This is a genomic window from Alteromonas sp. 4NS20-0143, from assembly GCF_057542855.1.
Map to the genome: position 1 here is coordinate 1 of NZ_BAAJLR010000005.1, position 18,456 is coordinate 18,456.

Here is an 18,456-nt window from a genome sequence, read left to right on the forward strand (position 1 = left end):
ATAATCGCGTCACGGTCGGTTAATACCGTGAAATAGGCTGGAGTTAATTGATTTAACTTCTGACTGAAAGTTTGGTAAGGAAAAGGTCGCTCAGTTCGCTGGCTCACTTCGCCTTACTGAAAATATCGAAAGCGTAGCTTTCGAAAGAAGATTTTCAGTCCCCTTCGTCTAGAGGCCTAGGACACCGCCCTTTCACGGCGGTAACAGGGGTTCGAATCCCCTAGGGGACGCCATATCAAAAAAACCAGCCAGTCGGCTGGTTTTTTTGTTTTAACACTTAAATTTTGTGAGCGTGCATCCCTTAAGTGTTAAACCGCTTTATCTTCGTTTACCGTTTTCAAAAGCATTACCCCTCAATTCCATCCATTTCTGCTTTTTATTTGACTCTTCTAATCTACATTAACCTTACATTAACGGGAGTAATGCTCTTGCTTCTGGATGAAGGCGTTTGAATATATTAAGTGTCTGTCCACTCTGGTTCGCTCCCGCTATCTCAAAGGAAAAGAAAGTGTCTGTCCATTTTTAAATGCGCATTTTTAAACGAGTGTCTGTCCGCTTTTATTTAAGCTTACATTGTGCCTTATTCAACGGGGAGCACTTTGAAGAAGGTAACGTTAAGTGCACAAAAATGTATTCGGTGTACAGTCAGAGTTACTGCCAGAGCCCGGTTGGGTGGGGTATATCACATACTTTAGCAAATACAGGTGATATCATAACGTCATTGATACAATGAAGAACAAAGAGGCTATTATGCAAAACTACTCAATCGGCACTGCGGGAAAACCGTGGGGCGAGAAAGAAAAAGCACAGTGGTACGAACAGCAAAGCGTAAAGCGCAGTGCAAAAGAAGAAGTGTTTACTAAGTTACAAAGCATTATTCCCGAAAGTTTCAGGTTACAGCAATACGGCGCATTACCCTATGATGAAGCGCGCTACCCGCTTTATGCAGTAGTGCCTATATCATTTGACAGTTCTAAACCATCTGCATTAGTCACAGGCGGTGTACATGGCTACGAAACGAGTGGTGTGCAAGGCGCGCTGAAGTTTATTGAAACTAAACTATCAAGTTATGCCAGCAGCGTTAACATTGTTGTAGTGCCCTGCGTTAGTCCGTGGGCCTATGAAACAATCAACAGATGGAACCCGCTAGCTATCGATCCGAATCGTTCTTTTTATCCTGATTCACCCGCTCCTGAATCTCAGCAGTTGATGCAGTTTGTGACGTCGTTAAAGACAGAACTTTCATTGCATATCGATCTGCATGAGACTACAGACACAGACAATAGTGAATTTAGACCTGCATTAGCAGCACGCGATGGAGCTGATCACGACAACTGGAACATACCAGATGGGTTCTATACGGTAGCGAATACACCAAACCCACAGCTTGCTTTCCAACAGGCCGTCATCGAGGCTGTTAAAGGCGTTACTCACATAGCGCCACCTGATGAAAGTGGAAAAATTATAGGTGCTGACGTCGTGAGTGAAGGGGTTATTTGTTACGACAAGAAATCTCTTTTTCTTTGCGGTGGAATGACAGATGCAAAATTTGTTACCACAACCGAAGTGTATCCAGACAGTGATAATGCTACGCCAGAAAATTGTAACGATGCGCAAGTGGCGGCGGTATGCGCTGCACTTGATTTTATAATGTAGCTTTCACGTTACAGTAACGCGCATATTTATATTTGGACGCTTGAACGTTTAGACGTCTAGATGTATATTGAGCCTTCTTTCAGAGGAGGCTCATTGTGTTTACTTTTTCAGCAGTCATTTATGACGGTAATAAACAGTCTTTAGTAAGACATAATTGTAAAACCGACTCAGAGTTTTCTGCATACCTCGAAGCGCGCTACGGTTGTTATGTTTGTCTATGGTCGAATAAAGAGCTATCAGAGAACACGCTAGCGAATATAGCGGCCACAAAAAAGTTACAGTAACCATATTAAGTAAAGTAGTAGAATGAATAACCCCATATCTCCCTGTAAAGCCCAGTGTAAGCTCACTGAGGACGATATCTGTAGTGGCTGCAATAGAACCCTAGATGAGATTGTAAACTGGGCGTCGTACACCTCTGAGCAAAAAGCTGCGGTATTCCAACGACTCAACACCCTAGAAGATACTGATTAAGCTTAAGTGAGCTTAAAGTGGACACACACTCGTAACTCAAAGTGGACAGACACTCGTTTTATTTAAAACGCTCACCTTTTTCCTCAAACGCTTCGAGACGGAATATTTAACCCACTCCTTGGGCACCTCTCAGGTTTACCTCTGCCGGGGATAATATTATTAACTTTAGCCGCATAGCGACCAGCCAACCTTTTTGATAAACTCCCGCTGATTTTTCTTACTTTTCTTGAGCTCAATTCCGAATGAAAATAATGCTGGCCCCGATGGAAGGGGTTGTCGACCATCTAATGAGAGACATGTTGACCCGCGTTGGCGGATTTGATCAATGTGTGACGGAATTTGTTCGCGTTGTTGATCAAAAGCTACCTAAAAAGACCTTTTATAAAATCTGTCCAGAGCTTCATACCGACGGCAAGACTGCCTCAGGTGTGCCTGTGCGTGTTCAGCTATTAGGGCAGCACGCCCAATGGTTAGCTGAAAACGCTGAAACTGCTGTCGAACTTGGTTCTCCCGGAGTGGATCTTAATTTTGGATGCCCTGCTAAAACCGTCAACAAAAGCAAGGGCGGAGCAGTTTTATTAAAAGAAACTCAAACGCTATATGACATTGTAAAAGCAGTGCGAGACGCCGTTCCAAAGCATATTCCGGTGTCGGCAAAAATTCGTTTAGGGTTCGAAGACAAGTCACTAGCGGTTGATAATGCCATTGCTATAACAGAAGCCGGCGCTTCAGAATTGGTGGTGCATGCCCGTACCAAAACAGAAGGCTATAAACCACCTGCGTACTGGGATTGGATAGCGAAAATTAAGCAGCACACCGATATTCCGTTGGTCGCAAATGGTGAAATATGGAATGCTGATGACGCCCAAAAATGCCAAGCACAATCTGATTGTATCAACCTAATGGTTGGCCGGGGCGCTCTCGCTATGCCTAACCTTGCACGGGCGATAAAATTTGGCGATACCCCTATGCCGTGGCCGGAATTGGCCGCGTTGCTTATTCAATATTCGGGTTATGAAATCTTTGGCGATAAGGGACGGTATTACCCAAATAGAATTAAACAGTGGTGTGGCTATTTAAAAAGGCAGTACCCTGAAGCAGACATTCTTTTCAACGACATAAGACGTCTTACAAATTCCCAAGATATTGTTGACGTGCTAGCTCGTCAGTCTTCCCAGTAAACAGAGGGTTTATCCCAGAGCTACTTGGTTTTAGTGACTCAATTGTCTACTCTCAGAAAGCGACATAACGCAAACGTTATGTCCTTATCTATAAAACCATAATCATAACAATTGCTCTGGGGTACACATGAAACTAACGCCAACGAAGCTGACGCTTCTGTTGGCTTGTACTATGTCTTTGCTAACAGCAGGATGCAGTAAACAAGCCGACAACGATAGCGCTAAAGCGCCAAAGGTCACCATAGACCCAAATCCTTATCCAAGTACTTATTCGCCTATAGAAGGCCAACCAACGCTTATAACCAATGTCACCATATTAGATGGTGTAGGTAATCGCATAGAGAACGGCAGCATCTATTTTGCAGACGGTAAAATTCAAGCACTAGCTGAAAGCGGACAGACACTCGAAGTGCCTGATGAAACAGCTATCATCGACGGTACTGGTAAGTGGGTTACTCCTGGCATTATCGACAACCACAGTCATTTGGGCGTATACCCTTCGCCATCTACACGCTCGCACTCCGACGGCAATGAAATGACAAACCCAGTGACCGCACAAGTATGGGCAGAGCATTCGGTATGGCCTCAAGACCCAGGTTTTGGGCGCGCATTGGCTGGCGGTGTGACGTCACTACAAATTCTACCCGGCTCAGCCAACCTTTTTGGTGGCCGTTCAGTAGTATTAAAAAACGTTCCCAATAGAACGATGCAAGATATGAAATTTCCCGATGCTCCCTATGGCATGAAGATGGCGTGTGGCGAAAACCCCAAGCGGGTTTATGGCCAAAAAGGCGGCCCCATGACTCGCATGGGGAACGTTGCAGGTTATCGACAGGCCTGGTCTGATGCACAAGACTACATGCGAAAATGGGACAAGTATGAAACCGACTATGAGGCGGGCAAAGATGCTAAAGCGCCGAAACGAGATTTAAAGCTTGAAACGTTAGCGGGCGTACTCAATGGCGATATTCGTGTGCACATGCATTGTTATCGAGCTGATGAGATGACGGTAATGATGGACGTAATGCAGGAGTTTGATTATCAGATAGGTACCTTTCATCACGCTGTCGAGGCTTATAAAATTGCTGACAAGCTGAAAGAAAATGATGTGTGCTCAGCGATGTGGGCAGACTGGTGGGGCTTTAAAATGGAAGCGTATGACGGCATTAGGGAAAACATTCCCGCAGTGCATGCAGCAGGTGCTTGTGCCATTGTTCATTCTGATAGTGATTTAGGTATACAGAGATTGAATCAAGAAGCAGCCAAAGCGTGGTCTGACGGCAAACGAGCAGGTCTTGATATTCCGATGAAAGATGCGTGGACTTGGCTTTCAGCTAACCCTGCCAAATCGTTAGGAATATTTGATAAAACGGGCTCGTTAGAAAAGGGCAAACAAGCCGACGTAGTGCTATGGAACGATAACCCATTTTCGACTTATGCCAAAGCTGAGCATGTTTATATAGACGGCGGGCTTGCGTATTCACTTAGCGATAGTACTTCATGGCCGGTAAGTGACTTCGAGTTAGGTCAGGTAGGTGAGGGAGATACCAAATGAAAAAGTTAATAATATTATTAGCCGCGCTCACAATGACGCCTTATGTTCATGCTGAAAATATTGCCATTGTCGGCGGTAAAGTACATACCATGACATCTCAAGGTGTGATAGAAAATGGCACTGTGTTGCTGTCAAATGGTCGCATAAATGCAGTGTTAGCTGACGGTGACGTACCTAATGGCTATCGAGTCATTGATGCAAGCGGTAAAGTAGTTACCCCTGGTTTCATTGGTGCCTTAACATCGCTAGGTCTGGTTGAGGTGTCTTCATCATCTGGTGTGGTAGATGCCAGCATTGAGATTACACCTATATCAAAAACAGGCGCTGCATTTGATGTTCAATACGCAATAAACCCAGACAGTTCGCTTATCGCGATAACCCGTTTAGAGGGTATTACCTCAGCTGCCACCACCATGAATAGAAGCGACTATTTGTTTGGCGGCCAAGGCGCGGTAATCAATCTTGAGGGCCATCGCCTGGATGGTGAGAGCGCAAATGCTAGCGAATTTAAAAGCGGACAGACACCCGTTTTAAAATCTGGCGCGTTTATGACCGTGGATGCGGGCAGCGATGGCGCGGAAATGTCTGGGGGCTCTAGAGCGTCACTATGGGTAATGCTCGATAAAGTTTTTGAAGAAGCGAAGCAAGCAAGTGACAACCTCTCGCCTGAAAAATCATGGTATGGCATAAACTCGCGCTTAGACGTGACTGTGCTGAAAAAAGTGGTTGCTGGAGACATGCCGTTGTTTATGCGAGCTGATAGGGCTGCCGATATTCGACAGGTTATTGCCTTTAAAGACAGACACTCGTCGATTAACGTTGTGCTTGTGCACGGTGTTGAAGCATGGAGGGTGGCGAAGGAACTTGCTGGTGCTAATATTCCGGTTATTATCGACCCAGAATACAACTTACCAGGTGGGTTTGACCAAATGGGCGCAACCTTAACTAATGCAGCTCGACTCCATGAAGCTGGTGTAGAAGTCGCGATAGGGATGGATACGCATAATATTCGTTTGGCGGCGCAACATGCCGGTAATGCCGTTGCAAATGGTTTGCCTCATGAGACTGGGTTAGCAAGCTTAACAAGCGTACCAGCGAAAATTCTGGGTCTTGAAAACGAAGTAGGAAGCCTTCGCCAAGGCGCAAGAGCAGATGTTGTTATTTGGTCTGGTGATCCGCTAGAGGTAACGGAAGCGGCTGAGTCGGTTTTCATTGGCGGTAAAGCCATTAAAATGGAATCTAGGCAAACGAAGTTGCGTGATAGATATATGTCGCTGCAACAAAAGAAACATGCCGCCCCGTCGCAGTATGAGCGTGTTGAGTAATATTGCATAACCTTAGATGGAAAGCCGCACTTATATTTACTCTAAGTGCGGCTTTTCATTTTAAGACAGATATTTGATAGCGTTTTTTACGTTTGGCCTTGAGCCTCTGTTACATCCGTCCGCAAATTTACGCATTTTGCTTTCATTGCCCACCGGGCCTGAAAAGAATGTTTCAAAGCGACTGGTTAATAGACGCCATTTCTCTTGGTCCATCCCTATTTTAGACAGTAACCCGTGAGGCAATTTAGGTATCTTGCTTGTGCATTTATCTTTATGAGCTTTAAATGTTGCTTCTACCAGTGATATGTAATCGTAATAGTTGAATGGTAAATATGGCTGTGTTTTTATCGCCTGATCGTTGAATACCATCAGGTACTTTGGCGTTTTTCTCACTCTTTGCGCGTTCATTCGATAATGAATACTGGTATGTTTAGAGGTCTGAAGAGATGTTGCGATATTCGCTCTAATTGGATTTAGGTCGACATAGGCCATGACCGCAGCGAGCGCTTTTTCATCTAATATAGCCTGAGAGCGAAATCGCCGTTCCCAAAAGTAACCTGTACACTCATCTTCTTTATTTGCTCTTCTTGCGATGTATTCGTTTAATAGCCGCATGAACCAACTAATGCTTTGTAGTCTTTCTCTGTACTGAACTGACAGTGATTTAATTTCATCACTCTCTTTTTCAGTGAACGCCTGATGTTGATCATCTAAATATCGCTGAACAATCGGTGGACATTTATAAAACATTCTCCATCGCAATAACACTTCATCCATCGACCAGCCATCAGCACGTCCTTTTGCGATGTGAAGCACTACATGGATGTGATTGTGCATAACGGCATAAGCACATAAATCGATGGCAAAAGCTTGAGATAGTTTATGTAATCTATCTGTAATCCACTTTCTCCTGTGCTCATAGTTGGCTCCCGTACGCTTGTCCTTGCCGCACAAAAACGAATGCCTTACGCAACGTGAGGTGCAATGATAATAAGGAGTAATGTTTGTATTGATTTGCTTGTAGCGTGGTAAAGGCATATCCATATCCCAATATTTTCTTAGTATTATGAATAAAAAGTGTGGGATGTGAACTGAGCTTTAGAGCAGGATTTGGTTGTTTTTTGTGGTTTATAATACGAAGTTGGGAAAAAGAAGGGCGATCGACAGAAGCATATTGTTGTTACGGTGTAGCAACTGTGGACAGACACTCATAATCAAACGAGTGTCTGTCCACTGTAGTTTTTAAATGTCAATTAAGCAAACACATCAACGCGGCTGCCTAGACGACTATCACTACTATTTGAGGACGTCTCGTTAGACGGTCTAGATTCACTAACCTGATTGGTCTGCTCGCTGCGCTGCTCTTGGCGCTGTGGTGCTTGTGGCGTCGATTCTAAAATTGTAGACACTGGCGCCGAATTTACTGAAGAAATGTCCATACTGTCCCTTTATTAGTTCATTCTATTAATTGAAAGTAGCACAAATATTACTCAGCTATTATTAAACTTCGTAAATTACTGTCCATAAGCGTGGCTATTTTCGGCTGTGCCTCAGCATTTGGATGGATCCCATCGTTTTGCATCATTGACTCGTCAAGTGCGATAGTCTCAAGAAAAAAAGGTATTAATTGTATCGAGTATTTGTCTGCAATAGTGTCAAAGCTTTCCATAAACATAGTGGTATATCGCTTGCCGTAGTTCGACGGTATCTGCATTTGCTGTAAAAAAACGGTGGCGTCACTTTGCTGAGCAACCTGAACTAGCGAGTCTAAGTTATTTCTAATCTTCGTAATATTGTGACCCTGAAGCCCATCATTTCCTCCAAGCTCGATAAAAATGTGAGTAGGCTTGTGCTGCTCAATAAGACGTGGCAACCTGGCAAGTCCGCCATCTGTCGTTTCACCGCTCACCGCAGCATTTACAATATCAATCGGAATGTTGTCGTCTTGCCAGCGTTTTTGTAACAAACTGACCCAGCCTTGTTCTTGTTGAAGACCGTAGGCTGCCGACAAACTGTCTCCAACAATGAGCAATGTCGCTTCATCTGCACCCTGTGATGGGCTTTCTTGATCTGAAAGCGCCTGAAACGGTATTAAAACAATGAATAAAATCGCGATAATTTGACGATAACTTACGAACAAATTGATGACCCCTTATGATAAAAACAAGCACGGTAACGAAAACAGTAAATACGAGTGAAGGTTCGCTACAGATCCTTCAGCCAATCTCCTTTGAAGTCAAGTCTGGTGAGTCCGTTGCAATTATTGGTGCGTCAGGCTCCGGAAAATCAACGCTTCTTGGTCTGTTAGCTGGCCTAGATGAAGTGACGAGTGGTGAAATCTATCTCGATAATGAAGCACTCCATACGATGGATGAGGAGCAGCGAGCCGTTTTAAGAGGGAGTAAAGTAGGTTTTATCTTCCAGAGCTTCATGCTGGTTCAAAGTTTAACGGCGCTTGAAAACGTGATGTTACCTGCAGAAATCTCAAACCTGGATAATCCGAAAGAATTGGCAATGGAAATACTAGAGCAAGTAGGACTAGCCCATCGTGCGCATCATTTTCCTAATCAGCTTTCTGGTGGAGAGCAGCAGCGCGTTGCCATTGCACGAGCTTTTATCACATCACCAAAGATTTTATTTGCCGATGAGCCTACCGGCAATCTAGATGCCAAAAATAGCGATAAAATTGAAGAACTACTTTTTGAATTAAATCGAAATACGGGTACTACGCTGGTATTGGTAACGCATGATACTGAATTGGCGGCGCACTGCGATAGGCAGCTCACCATGCACGCCGGTGAGCTTAAAGAAACGACGCCCTCATCCACATCGCCTAGTGAGGTGAGCTAAATGCCTATGACGTTTAATCTCGCTTGGCGACTCTTTAAACATGAAGCCCGACGGGGCGAACTCACTATTATTTTGCTTGCTATAGTGCTGTCGGTAGGTGCGGTCCTTTCTCTGTCTCTTTTTAGTGAACGTTTACAAGGCGCATTGAAATCCCGCTCAGCTGCGTTTATCGCTGCCGATGCCCAGCTTCGTTCCGATAAGCCGGTTGATGAAACGTGGCTATTAAAAGCGAAAGACGAGGGGCTCGATACCGCCAAACAAGTTTCAACACGCTCCATGGTGTTTAAAGGCGATGCAATGTCCCTTGTAGATTTACGTGCTGTAAATAACAACTACCCGCTAAAGGGAATGGTGAGCGTGGCGGACGCCCCTTTTGGTGCAAAGAGGGACACAGACGCATTGCCGGCCTCCGGCGAAGCCTGGGTGCAGTCTAGGCTCTTTCAAACGCTCAAGCTCAATGTGGGTGACGCTATTGATATTGGCGAGGTAAAGCTAACCGTAACCCGCGTGCTGTCTGATATCCCAGATGCTGGATTTAGTGTGTTTAACACCGATCCGATAGTATTGATGAACTTAGATGATTTGGAGGCCGCTGAGATAACAGGGCCAGGAAGCCGAGCTCGGTACGTCAGCTATTTTGCGGGCGATACCAGTAACGTCAACAGTTATACCTCGTGGCTTCTTCCTCAGCTAAATGACGACCTACATTCATGGCGCACTGTTGAAGACGACGAGTCAGCTATCGGTCGCTCGGTGGCCAGTGCTGAACGTTATTTTCTACTTGCCAGTCTACTCGCTATTGTTTTAGCGGCAGTGTCGATTGCGGTTGCTGCTCAGCGGTATGCACAGCGTCATTTTGACCCTGTTGCAATCATGAAAACCTTAGGCGCAACAAAGCAAACAATCCGCAAGGTGTATTTAATTCAAATACTCTTTATCACGTTGTTGGGGATTGCCATTGGGTTGATTATTGGCTTTGTTGGCCAACACATTGTTGTGTCTTTAGTTGCCGATAGGGTAGACGTGTCGTTAAACGTATGGCACTGGCGCCCAGTGGTTATCGCCATTGCCACAGGGGCAACCTGTGCCGTCTTGTTCTCTTTGTATCCGCTGCTTCAGCTTTTTTCCGTGCCGCCCTTACGCGTATTACGTAAAGATCTTGATGCCAGTTTACGCTCCAGAAGTATTCAGTTTGTGGCTTCTGGTGGCGCTATTTTTGCGCTTATGTGGATGTATAGCCAAGACCTGAAAATCAGCGTTATTCTTTTTGCCTCTGGCGCGGCGTTAGTAGCTGGGCTCTTAGTTGCCACCTATTTCCTTATTGCATTAGGTAGAAAATTAGGGAGTGGCAAAATGGGGCCGTGGCAGCTTGCTTGGGCGCGTATCAAGCGAAGAGCCATGGATAATAGTGTGCAGCTTATCAGCTTCTCAATCACTATCATGCTGCTGCTGGTTGTACTTGTGATGCGAAATGACATGGTGTCTCAATGGCGCGCGCAACTGCCTGAGGGAACGCCTAACTACTTCTTAACTAATATTACTCCCGATAATCAAGCTAGGTTGGACAGACACTTCGCTGATCAAAATGTTGATATCAATGAGTTTTTCCCCGTTACTCGAGGCCGTTTTGTTTCGGTAAACGGCGAAGGGGTTAATACAGAAGTCTCTAAAGAAGAAGAATCATCTAACGAAGGACGAAGAGGACTAGGCCGAGAAGCAAACCTCACATGGGGCAACACGCTGCAAAAAGAAAACGAGGTTATAGAAGGTATTTGGCATGGCAATGTAGACACTACATACTCTGAAGGCTGGTTTCCCGTATCGGTGGAAGAGGGCGTTGCCGAAAGGTTAGATATTAAAATGGGCGACTTGCTAAGCTTTAACGTGGGTAGCGAGATAGTTGAAACGAAAGTAACCAGCGTTCGCAAGGTGAATTGGCAAACGATGCAGCCTAATTTTTTCTTTGTGATACACCCCGATGCAATGAAAGCGTTTAGTCCTACCTATATCACGAGCTTTTACTTACCAACAGAGCGAAAGGCAGAGCTTACTAAATTGCTCAAACCGTTTGCGTCTGTGACGATGTTTGATGTGGATGCTCGCATTAATCAGCTAAGAGATATAGTGGAGCAAGTCTCTGTGGCAGTTGAGTTCATTCTAGTGTTAGTGCTGATGGCGGGCAGTTTAGTGCTCATAGCTCAAGTACAGGCAAGCATGGATGAGCGCCGACAGGAGATTGCAATATTGCGAACATTAGGCGCTAAAGGCAGCTTAATTCGCAAAAGCGTGGTGTTTGAGTTTCTTATCATTGGCACCGTAGCGGGCTTTATGGCAGCACTGGCGAACGAGCTGAGTTTGTACATGCTGCAAACAAGCGTATTTCAAATGACGGCCAGTTTGCACTTAGAGTATTGGTTGGTTGCACCTGCTGTTGGTGCCCTGGTTGTAGGTGTTCTTGGAGCTATAGGCTGCTGGCGTTTGCTTACGCTTAATACCGGAGAGATGCTACGCAAAATGGTCTAGTTTTTGGTTACTTTAAGGACAGGGATGTTCTTAGTGCGAATAGTAGCCGGAGCTTTGATAAGAAATTAAATCGGACAGACACTCGAAACAAAACCGTAAAATAGAGCGGACAGACATTTAAATTGAGACATAAAAAACGGACAGTCACTCAAATGAATTTGAGTGACTGTCCGTTTTTCGCTTCTTAAGTATTTGTTTATTTTGGGGCTAAAAGATAAAGCTTTAAGTGACTGTCCACTGTTAATTCTCTATGGAGTCCAGCGAAAGCTTCCCGTTTAAACCTAGGAAGCTCTATAGAAATGTCAGTGTTTTATTTTGCCAGTCACAAGTCAGTTATCGATAGATAGCGCTAAGGGCGCTGGATACGGTAGGGTAGGTAAATGAGTACCCAGCTTTAATCAGCTTATCAGGTATTACATTTTGCCCCTCTAGTAACATTGTTGATGATTCACCCATGGCAATTTTCATCACAAAGCTGGGAACGAAAAACAAACAAGGTCGAGACAACGCTTTGGCTAGTTGCTTAGAAAACGTTTTGTTCGTTACTGGCTCAGGTGCGGTGAGGTTAAACGGCCCAGAACAGTTTTCATTATTGAGTAGAAACTCTATTGCATTGACCATGTCGTCAAGGTGGATCCACGATAAATATTGACGTCCGCTTCCTAAACTTCCACCCACACCTAGTTTAAACGGCAACGCCATTTTCTCAAGCGCGCCGCCATTCTCTGCCAACACAACGCCAGTGCGCAAAATGGCTACACGGGTTTTGTCGCTATTTACGCCAGTAGCAATACTTTCCCATTTCTCACACAAATCGTGGGTAAATTCTTTATGTGGTGAGGTATCTTCGGTAACGACCTTTTCTCTCTGTCTGCCATAAAAACCAATGGCGGAGCCAGAGATAAACGTCTTAGGCGGATTATCGCTACTATTAATTTTGGCGACAAGCTGGGTCGTTATGTCCCAGCGGCTGTCGCAAATAATGTTCTTTTGAGTGTCTGTCCACCGTTTGTCAGCTATAGGCTCACCTGCTAGATTGATCACAGCATCAAACACACCAATATCTTTTACGTCAGCCACACTGCCAAGCACGTTGGTGTGAGCGCCCAGTGTTTGCTTGGCGTTTGCTTCGTTGCGCGAGATAACCGTAAAGCTATGCTCATCGCTAAGCTTTTTGATGAGCGTGCTGCCAATTAATCCAGTGCCGCCGGTAATAAGAATGTTCAAGACATAACTCCCTGCTAAATTGACTATTCAGATTTGTTGCAAGAAAGTGTTAGCGACACTGAGTCAGAGAATCGCAATGCGTGAGGCTTATCGACTTCAACTTGAGCATAACGCACAGAACTATGTTCTGACGCGATGCTTAGTACATCAGCGGTAAGCTTTTCCAAAAGCGAAAAGCGATTGTCTTCAACAAGCTTTATTATCGCTTTGGTGATGATTTTATAATTAAGCGCGTCACTCATGTCATCGGTGTCGGTGGCTTTTGCAGCGTCGTAATCAATCTTTACGTTTACCACAACGTCTTGTTTGTTTTTTATTTCGTCTTCGTTAATACCGATATAGGTGCGAAGACGTAAATTTTTGATTTTAATAGTGGCAAGGTTGAAATTCATTGCAGTCTCTTGTTTGTAGTTGATTATAAGTCGTTGTAAAGTGTTGCTGTTTTATTTAGGAATGTAGCACACAATGTCTATGGAACTACGATCGTCAACAGCAAAAAGTCTCGTTGTGTTAGCGTGCTTAGTTGTTGTTATGGCTGGTGTTAAATCAGCAAGTGCCATTATGGTGCCTTTTTTCTTATCCGTTTTTATTGCAATTGCATGCGGTCCAATCATTCATTGGACGTCGCGTTTTGGCGTTCCAAAATGGTTGTCTATCTCCTTTGTTATACTACTTATTGTCGTTTTCGGATTCCTCTTAGCTGGCCTGGTTGGTCAATCGATGGCGGAGTTCAGAGAAAACCTGCCTCAATATAGAAGCAAACTTGATTCTGAGTTTGAGTGGGTTGTTGCTAAATTAGCCGATTTCAATATTCACATTAACAGTGAGCTTATTGCTAATCATCTAGACCCTGCTACAGCGATGTCTGTCGCGACTAACTTTATTAGTGGTATGGGAGGCGTGCTGTCTAACCTTTTCCTCATATTGCTTACCGTTATCTTTATGCTGTTTGAGGCCGACAGCATACCGAGACGCTTGCATATTGCTCTGTCAGACCCGGATATGAAGTTACAGCACATAGACCGGTTTATTCGCTCAGTAAACAGTTACTTAGCCATTAAAACCGTTGTAAGTTTAGGGACGGGTATCATTATCGGTACATGGCTTTACGTGATGGGTGTAGATCACTTTATGCTGTGGGCAGTGCTAGCCTTTATGCTGAATTTCATTCCTAATATTGGCTCTATCATTGCCGCAGTGCCTGCCGTGCTTATTGCGTTTGTTCAGTATGGTATTGCCTCTGCTGGTTTTGCCGCACTCGGCTTTTTACTGGTGAATACCATCATGGGAAATATGGTCGAGCCGCGACTAATGGGCAAAGGAATGGGGCTTTCTACCTTGGTAGTTTTTCTCTCATTGATTTTTTGGGGTTGGCTATTGGGTACCGTTGGTATGTTGCTGTCCGTTCCGCTCACCATGGTTGTGAAAATTGCTCTCGAGTCGAGAGAAGAGAGTAAATGGCTAGCAGTGTTGCTTTCAAGCGAAGGGAACGAAAAAAACGCATAGCCGCTAGTGAAGTATGCTGAAACCCAAAAGTGCCAAAAGTGGAGAGACACTTAAATTAAAGCTGGATCAAAAGATACCAAAAGCGGACAGACACTCATTTTACCTAGGATTTTGTCCGCGCTATTTCAATGTAAAGAATTAGTGGTTAGGGAATTGAATGATGATGCGGGCGCCGCCAAGGTCACTGTCCTCAATGCGCAATTTACCCTCATAAATAGACACCAAATCGCTCACTAGTGCTAAACCAATACCTTGGCCTTCTGTGTAAGTGTCTAAACGTGTACCTCTTTCCAACAAAAAATGCTTTTTATCATCAGCAATACCAGGGCCATCATCGTCAAACGATAGTGTTAGCCAATTGGTATCAGAAGCTACCTGCACCCGAATTCGAGACTGAGCCGCTTTACAGGCATTATCTAATAGATTCCCACACAGCTCTAATAGGTCGGTGTCGTCTCCCTTGAATAGATAGGAGTCAGCCACATCAATGTCAATTGAAAGTTTCTTGTGATGGTAAACCTTGTCCATGGCGTCAGCTATTTTTAACAGTATAGGTTCAATAGCGATAGACGCTTGCCATCCCACTTTGCCAGCGCTGGCGCGTTTTAGCTGTCGCTGAATTATCTTATCAATTTGCGCTAGTGATTCTTTTACTTCTGGCTGTAGGCCTTTGCTACTTGAAGCAACGGCAAGGGGCGTTTTTAAACTGTGGGCTAAATCTCCCAAGCTATTCTTATAGCGTTTTCGCTGAGCGGCCTCAAAATATAATAGCTCGTTGATAGAGTGTTTAAGTGAGTCGAATTCTACAGGGTAGTGGTTGTCTAGTTCATTTTTGTTACCTTTAGACGCGAGTGAAATTTCCTCGATTAGTTTTCTAACGGGGACTAATAACACGCTGATACCTGTGATAATAAAAATCAGGAGGGCAATGCATAAGGTGCTTATCCATTGCCAAGTAGTCGCTAAAAAGGTTTTGCGTTCCTTTTCGAACAGTAGTTTGTCGTTGAATATATAAAAGTGAACGGGTTCAAAATCTTTGCTCGATAAAAATTCAGCAGTGAAGGCGTAAACAAAATACTCCTCATCTTTATCAAAGCTAGGATGGTAAGTGTCAGTAAAAAGTTCATTGCCAACGGGCACATCAAAATTTGGCGGTGTGAAAAAGTATTCTAAGGCAGATGCCGATTGCCAGATAACGCGGTCGCGAAAAACAATGATACCCAAGTACCCTGAGCCAGGTAAGTTGAGTTGCTCTTCAAAAAGCAAATCGGGCATAAAGGGGGCATCACCCTCTAACTCGAAAGCTGACAGCAACCCCAAATTCATTAGGCGCAATTCGCTCATCTTGGCTTCAGTGAGACTTTCAGTAAACGCTTCTTCTAAAATGAACACGGTAAAAGGCGCGAACAACGCAAGAAGGGTTATTGCCAATAATACACTTCTTACGCGAAGTGATAGTTGCCTCATAAGCTACGGTTTATCCGATAACCTCGGCCTCTTAAGGTCTCAATAGGCTTTAAACTTCCGTCAGGATCGAGCTTTTTGCGAAGTCGTCCAATAAATACTTCAATGACATTGCTGTCTAAATCAAAATCCTGATCGTAAATATGTTCGGTAAGCTCGGTTTTTGAGACAACCTTTTGCGGGTTCATCATCAAATACTCCATAACCTTATATTCGTAAGCAGTAAGATCAAAAGATTTATCATTAACGCAAAGCTCTTCAGATACCGTATTTAAGGATAGTGGGCCAAATTGTATAGTGGGGTTAGCTTGGCCAGAAGCTCTGCGAATGAGGGCTTTAGCTCGGGCGAGGAGCTCTTCGTTATGAAACGGTTTAGTTAAATAGTCGTCAGCGCCAGCATCAAGGCCTTCTACTTTTTCCTGCCATCTGTCACGAGCTGTTAATATTAGAATAGGGCAGGCTATATTATCTTTGCGGGCTTGGCGAATTACTTCAAAGCCATCTAGTTTTGGCATACCGATATCGATTATTGCTAGATCGTACGTGTATTCCTTTATGAGAAATAGGGCGTGCTCCCCATTATCTGCAAGGTCAACACTGTATCCGTTTTGCTGTAAGAGAGCATCAAGTTGCGTTAGAAGTCTACTATCATCCTCAGCTATTAAAATTCGCATGTTAACCCTTGTCTTTAGACTTTTTAACTTTACCTGAGCGTTTATCAACTTCTACAGAAACAACTCGGCCAGACTTTTTTAGTACCTTTACGCGGTATTTTGTTGAGGTTTGCTCAATCTTCAATACGCGACCATTTTCGGCACTACTGGCTCGTGAAGCGGCTTGGCTCTTTGACAGTTCACCGCTTGTACTTTGCTGAGCATAGGCGCTATTTACACTCAACAGTGTAAATATAACGCTAAACATTGCTGCTCTAAGCGATAACCACATAAAACCTCACTATGAAAAGATGTGCTCAGGCTCACTAATTTATCTGATTATAAAAGACAATGATGAACCTATCCTGAATCTATAATGAGTTTACCTCGTGATGGGAAGACTGTACACAAATTGCCTATTAAGCACCGAACTAGTCGGTAGCAGAGTGGAAAGAGGACAGACACTTTGTTTCGTCAGATAGTGAAACTGTGGCGAAAGCGGACAGTCACTTAAAGGATGGTTCTATATTAACAATGGACAGACACTCAATATGAGACTTTGAGTGACTGTCCACGTTTTCCACTTACAAGGCCTAAGGCTTCCAAAGACTGACAAGCCTGAAAAATTTACGCGGGAGACTCGCTAGCCTGTAGGAGTTGACCTTTGAGTGTCTGTCCGTTAAGCGAAAACACAATCAATATCAAGAGTCTGTCTGCGAAAAATACTTCGCTAGAAGCGAGTGTCTGTCCACTATCAACCTTACATTCAATCTGAGGTTAGTTTGAGTGTCTGTCCACAATCAATTTGGCCATACATGCCAGTCATACTCCCATAGCGCGGGCTTCGTAGTCGGTTCGATGCAAAGAATCTTTAGAGCGTAAGCTGTGTTTTTTCTACGTTGTGATATTGGTTCAAAGAAAAATTAATGGGAGTATTTGGAAAGTGAATTTTGCGTGGTGGCATGGCGCATGCTTTGTATTACTTTATTAATTCAGTAAATACATCAAGTGTAATGGCCAACTAGCATCACTATCTAAATGAGTTAGCGCCACTACACACATCCTTTAGGAGGGAATATGTCTAGCGATATTACAACGAAAATGTGGAAGGCAATGTCAGAAAGCCCAAAAGTTATGGTGAGCCTTGTGAATGAGGACATGCATGCAGAGCCAATGTATGCCCAGCTAGATAGTGAGGCCAACGGCATGTTTTGGTTTTACACCACTAAGGAAAATAGAATAGCGAAGGGCGGAAAGGCAATGATCCACTTTGCATCTAAAGGCCATGATGTGTTTGCCTGTATTCGCGGTACATTAGTAACTGAAGATCGGCCAGAAATTATTGATAAATATTGGTCTAACCCTGTTGAAGCGTGGTACGAAAAAGGTAAAGAAGATCCACACCTTCTGATGCTCAGGTTCGAGCTCAATGACGCGGAGATTTGGGATGCAGACCCATCTTTGAAGGGCGTATTTAAAATGCTAACAGGAAAAAACGTACAGCCCGAAGAAATGGGCAACCACGACACAATAAATTTGTGATGTGTTAGGGCTTAAAAAGCCCAAAGCGCATTTACCTGAAGCGCAATTACCTAAGGCAGAGATAAAAAAAGCTTGGTGAAAAGAAAGACATGTTTTTCAACATTCACTCTTAAGCACCAAGCTTTTTTCATTAAGAACGCTACAAGCTTATAAGTATTGCATCACTGCATTCATACAAACACAGTGAAAATATCCAGCTCTACGGCAATACCTTCTTATAAGGTTTTACAATAACGCTTTCGTAAACGCCAGCCTCAACATACGGGTCAACATCTGCCCAGGCCTGCGCGTGTTCCAGCGAATCAAACTCTGCCACCACTAATGACCCTGTAAACCCTGCAGGGCCAGGATCAGCACTGTCGATAGCAGGGAAGGGGCCAGCCATCACTAGGCGACCTTCATCCTTTAGCACATTCAATCTTTCTAAATGCGCCGGCCTTGCAGCAAGTCGCTTATCTAAACTGTTTGCCACATCAGTTGCGCAAATCATATATAGCATA

18 protein-coding genes and 1 tRNA gene are annotated in these 18,456 nt (G+C 44.2%); 10 read left to right on the plus strand and 9 right to left on the minus strand.

What is annotated here, in order from left to right:
- Window positions 1-157: 157 nt before the first annotated feature.
- From AC27HD_RS11645 to AC27HD_RS11670, 6 genes are all read left to right on the plus strand, one after another.
- Window positions 158-233, plus strand: a tRNA-Glu gene (locus tag AC27HD_RS11645).
- Between the two features lie 517 nt (window positions 234-750).
- Window positions 751-1,656, plus strand: a complete 906-nt coding sequence (locus AC27HD_RS11650; RefSeq protein WP_487106003.1) for a M14 family metallopeptidase — start codon at window positions 751-753, stop codon at window positions 1,654-1,656.
- Between the two features lie 306 nt (window positions 1,657-1,962).
- A complete protein-coding gene (locus AC27HD_RS11655; protein ID WP_487106005.1) occupies window positions 1,963-2,130 on the plus strand; it encodes a DUF1289 domain-containing protein in 168 nt (55 codons plus the stop codon).
- Between the two features lie 242 nt (window positions 2,131-2,372).
- On the plus strand, window positions 2,373-3,311 hold the full coding sequence (dusC, locus tag AC27HD_RS11660) for a tRNA dihydrouridine(16) synthase DusC (RefSeq protein WP_487106007.1): 939 nt from the start codon (window positions 2,373-2,375) through the stop codon (window positions 3,309-3,311).
- Between the two features lie 127 nt (window positions 3,312-3,438).
- Window positions 3,439-4,866, plus strand: coding sequence for an amidohydrolase (locus AC27HD_RS11665; protein WP_487106009.1), 1,428 nt, complete (start codon window positions 3,439-3,441; stop codon window positions 4,864-4,866).
- Window positions 4,863-6,191 (plus strand): amidohydrolase family protein, encoded by a 1,329-nt coding sequence (locus AC27HD_RS11670; protein WP_487106011.1) that lies wholly within the window; start codon window positions 4,863-4,865, stop codon window positions 6,189-6,191. Before AC27HD_RS11665 ends, AC27HD_RS11670 begins: the two co-directional genes overlap by 4 nt.
- A 60-nt stretch (window positions 6,192-6,251) precedes the next feature.
- Here AC27HD_RS11670 and AC27HD_RS11675 read toward each other — a convergent pair whose 3' ends face one another.
- The 3 genes from AC27HD_RS11675 to AC27HD_RS11685 form a co-directional block, all read right to left on the minus strand.
- Window positions 6,252-7,229 (minus strand): transposase, encoded by a 978-nt coding sequence (locus AC27HD_RS11675; protein WP_487106013.1) that lies wholly within the window; start codon window positions 7,227-7,229, stop codon window positions 6,252-6,254.
- 215 nt (window positions 7,230-7,444) lie between these two features.
- Window positions 7,445-7,630, minus strand: a complete 186-nt coding sequence (locus AC27HD_RS11680; RefSeq protein ID WP_487106015.1) for a hypothetical protein — start codon at window positions 7,628-7,630, stop codon at window positions 7,445-7,447.
- A gap of 47 nt (window positions 7,631-7,677) precedes the next feature.
- Window positions 7,678-8,331, minus strand: a complete 654-nt coding sequence (locus AC27HD_RS11685) for an arylesterase (RefSeq protein WP_487106017.1) — start codon at window positions 8,329-8,331, stop codon at window positions 7,678-7,680.
- A gap of 14 nt (window positions 8,332-8,345) precedes the next feature.
- Between AC27HD_RS11685 and AC27HD_RS11690 the strand changes: the two genes are divergently transcribed.
- Complete coding sequence (locus tag AC27HD_RS11690) at window positions 8,346-9,041, plus strand: ABC transporter ATP-binding protein (protein WP_487106019.1); 696 nt, start codon at window positions 8,346-8,348, stop codon at window positions 9,039-9,041.
- The gene (locus AC27HD_RS11695) at window positions 9,042-11,564 is read left to right on the plus strand and encodes an ABC transporter permease (protein ID WP_487106021.1); all 2,523 of its coding nucleotides are present in this window, start codon (window positions 9,042-9,044) and stop codon (window positions 11,562-11,564) included.
- A 333-nt stretch (window positions 11,565-11,897) separates the two neighbouring features.
- On the opposite strand, the gene AC27HD_RS11700 is transcribed toward AC27HD_RS11695, so the two are convergent.
- Together AC27HD_RS11700 and folX are read right to left on the minus strand one after the other, a co-directional pair.
- The gene (locus tag AC27HD_RS11700; protein WP_487106023.1) at window positions 11,898-12,791 is read right to left on the minus strand and encodes a TIGR01777 family oxidoreductase; all 894 of its coding nucleotides are present in this window, start codon (window positions 12,789-12,791) and stop codon (window positions 11,898-11,900) included.
- A gap of 23 nt (window positions 12,792-12,814) precedes the next feature.
- Window positions 12,815-13,183 carry a dihydroneopterin triphosphate 2'-epimerase gene (folX, locus tag AC27HD_RS11705; RefSeq protein WP_032094616.1) on the minus strand — a complete coding sequence of 123 codons (369 nt, stop codon included), beginning with the start codon at window positions 13,181-13,183 and terminating at the stop codon, window positions 12,815-12,817.
- Between the two features lie 73 nt (window positions 13,184-13,256).
- On the opposite strand from folX, the gene AC27HD_RS11710 reads away from it, so the two are divergent.
- On the plus strand, window positions 13,257-14,297 hold the full coding sequence (locus AC27HD_RS11710; protein ID WP_032094617.1) for an AI-2E family transporter: 1,041 nt from the start codon (window positions 13,257-13,259) through the stop codon (window positions 14,295-14,297).
- 138 nt (window positions 14,298-14,435) lie between these two features.
- Here AC27HD_RS11710 and AC27HD_RS11715 read toward each other — a convergent pair whose 3' ends face one another.
- From AC27HD_RS11715 to AC27HD_RS11725, 3 genes are read right to left on the minus strand one after another with little or no spacing between them, the layout of a single operon-like run.
- Entirely contained in the window at window positions 14,436-15,764 is a 1,329-nt protein-coding gene (locus AC27HD_RS11715; RefSeq protein ID WP_487106026.1) for an ATP-binding protein, read from the minus strand.
- Window positions 15,761-16,435: a response regulator transcription factor gene (locus AC27HD_RS11720; protein ID WP_487106028.1), complete on the minus strand. Its 675-nt coding sequence runs from the start codon at window positions 16,433-16,435 to the stop codon at window positions 15,761-15,763. The genes AC27HD_RS11715 and AC27HD_RS11720 overlap by 4 nt, the downstream gene beginning before the upstream one ends.
- A gap of 1 nt (window position 16,436) precedes the next feature.
- Window positions 16,437-16,706, minus strand: a complete 270-nt coding sequence (locus AC27HD_RS11725) for a PepSY domain-containing protein (RefSeq protein ID WP_287008611.1) — start codon at window positions 16,704-16,706, stop codon at window positions 16,437-16,439.
- A 785-nt stretch (window positions 16,707-17,491) separates the two neighbouring features.
- On the opposite strand from AC27HD_RS11725, the gene AC27HD_RS11730 reads away from it, so the two are divergent.
- Window positions 17,492-17,956 carry a pyridoxamine 5'-phosphate oxidase family protein gene (locus AC27HD_RS11730; RefSeq protein ID WP_487106030.1) on the plus strand — a complete coding sequence of 155 codons (465 nt, stop codon included), beginning with the start codon at window positions 17,492-17,494 and terminating at the stop codon, window positions 17,954-17,956.
- Between the two features lie 199 nt (window positions 17,957-18,155).
- Here AC27HD_RS11730 and AC27HD_RS11735 read toward each other — a convergent pair whose 3' ends face one another.
- Window positions 18,156-18,455: a YciI family protein gene (locus tag AC27HD_RS11735; RefSeq protein WP_487106032.1), complete on the minus strand. Its 300-nt coding sequence runs from the start codon at window positions 18,453-18,455 to the stop codon at window positions 18,156-18,158.
- Window position 18,456 lies beyond the last annotated feature (1 nt).

Excerpts from the sequence above, each read along its gene's own strand:
- AC27HD_RS11675 (WP_487106013.1), bottom strand. The coding sequence starts at position 7,229 with ATGCCTTTACCACGCTACAAGCAAATCAATACAAACATTACTCCTTAT.
- AC27HD_RS11725 (WP_287008611.1), bottom strand. The coding sequence starts at position 16,706 with ATGTGGTTATCGCTTAGAGCAGCAATGTTTAGCGTTATATTTACACTG.
- AC27HD_RS11655 (WP_487106005.1), top strand. The coding sequence starts at position 1,963 with ATGAATAACCCCATATCTCCCTGTAAAGCCCAGTGTAAGCTCACTGAG.
- AC27HD_RS11670 (WP_487106011.1), top strand. The coding sequence starts at position 4,863 with ATGAAAAAGTTAATAATATTATTAGCCGCGCTCACAATGACGCCTTAT.
- AC27HD_RS11690 (WP_487106019.1), top strand. The coding sequence starts at position 8,346 with ATGATAAAAACAAGCACGGTAACGAAAACAGTAAATACGAGTGAAGGT.
- folX (WP_032094616.1), bottom strand. The coding sequence starts at position 13,183 with ATGAATTTCAACCTTGCCACTATTAAAATCAAAAATTTACGTCTTCGC.
- dusC (WP_487106007.1), top strand. The coding sequence starts at position 2,373 with ATGAAAATAATGCTGGCCCCGATGGAAGGGGTTGTCGACCATCTAATG.
- AC27HD_RS11715 (WP_487106026.1), bottom strand. The coding sequence starts at position 15,764 with ATGAGGCAACTATCACTTCGCGTAAGAAGTGTATTATTGGCAATAACC.
- AC27HD_RS11710 (WP_032094617.1), top strand. The coding sequence starts at position 13,257 with ATGTCTATGGAACTACGATCGTCAACAGCAAAAAGTCTCGTTGTGTTA.
- AC27HD_RS11665 (WP_487106009.1), top strand. The coding sequence starts at position 3,439 with ATGAAACTAACGCCAACGAAGCTGACGCTTCTGTTGGCTTGTACTATG.
- AC27HD_RS11735 (WP_487106032.1), bottom strand. The coding sequence starts at position 18,455 with ATGCTATATATGATTTGCGCAACTGATGTGGCAAACAGTTTAGATAAG.
- AC27HD_RS11730 (WP_487106030.1), top strand. The coding sequence starts at position 17,492 with ATGTCTAGCGATATTACAACGAAAATGTGGAAGGCAATGTCAGAAAGC.
- AC27HD_RS11650 (WP_487106003.1), top strand. The coding sequence starts at position 751 with ATGCAAAACTACTCAATCGGCACTGCGGGAAAACCGTGGGGCGAGAAA.
- AC27HD_RS11720 (WP_487106028.1), bottom strand. The coding sequence starts at position 16,435 with ATGCGAATTTTAATAGCTGAGGATGATAGTAGACTTCTAACGCAACTT.
- AC27HD_RS11680 (WP_487106015.1), bottom strand. The coding sequence starts at position 7,630 with ATGGACATTTCTTCAGTAAATTCGGCGCCAGTGTCTACAATTTTAGAA.
- AC27HD_RS11695 (WP_487106021.1), top strand. The coding sequence starts at position 9,042 with ATGCCTATGACGTTTAATCTCGCTTGGCGACTCTTTAAACATGAAGCC.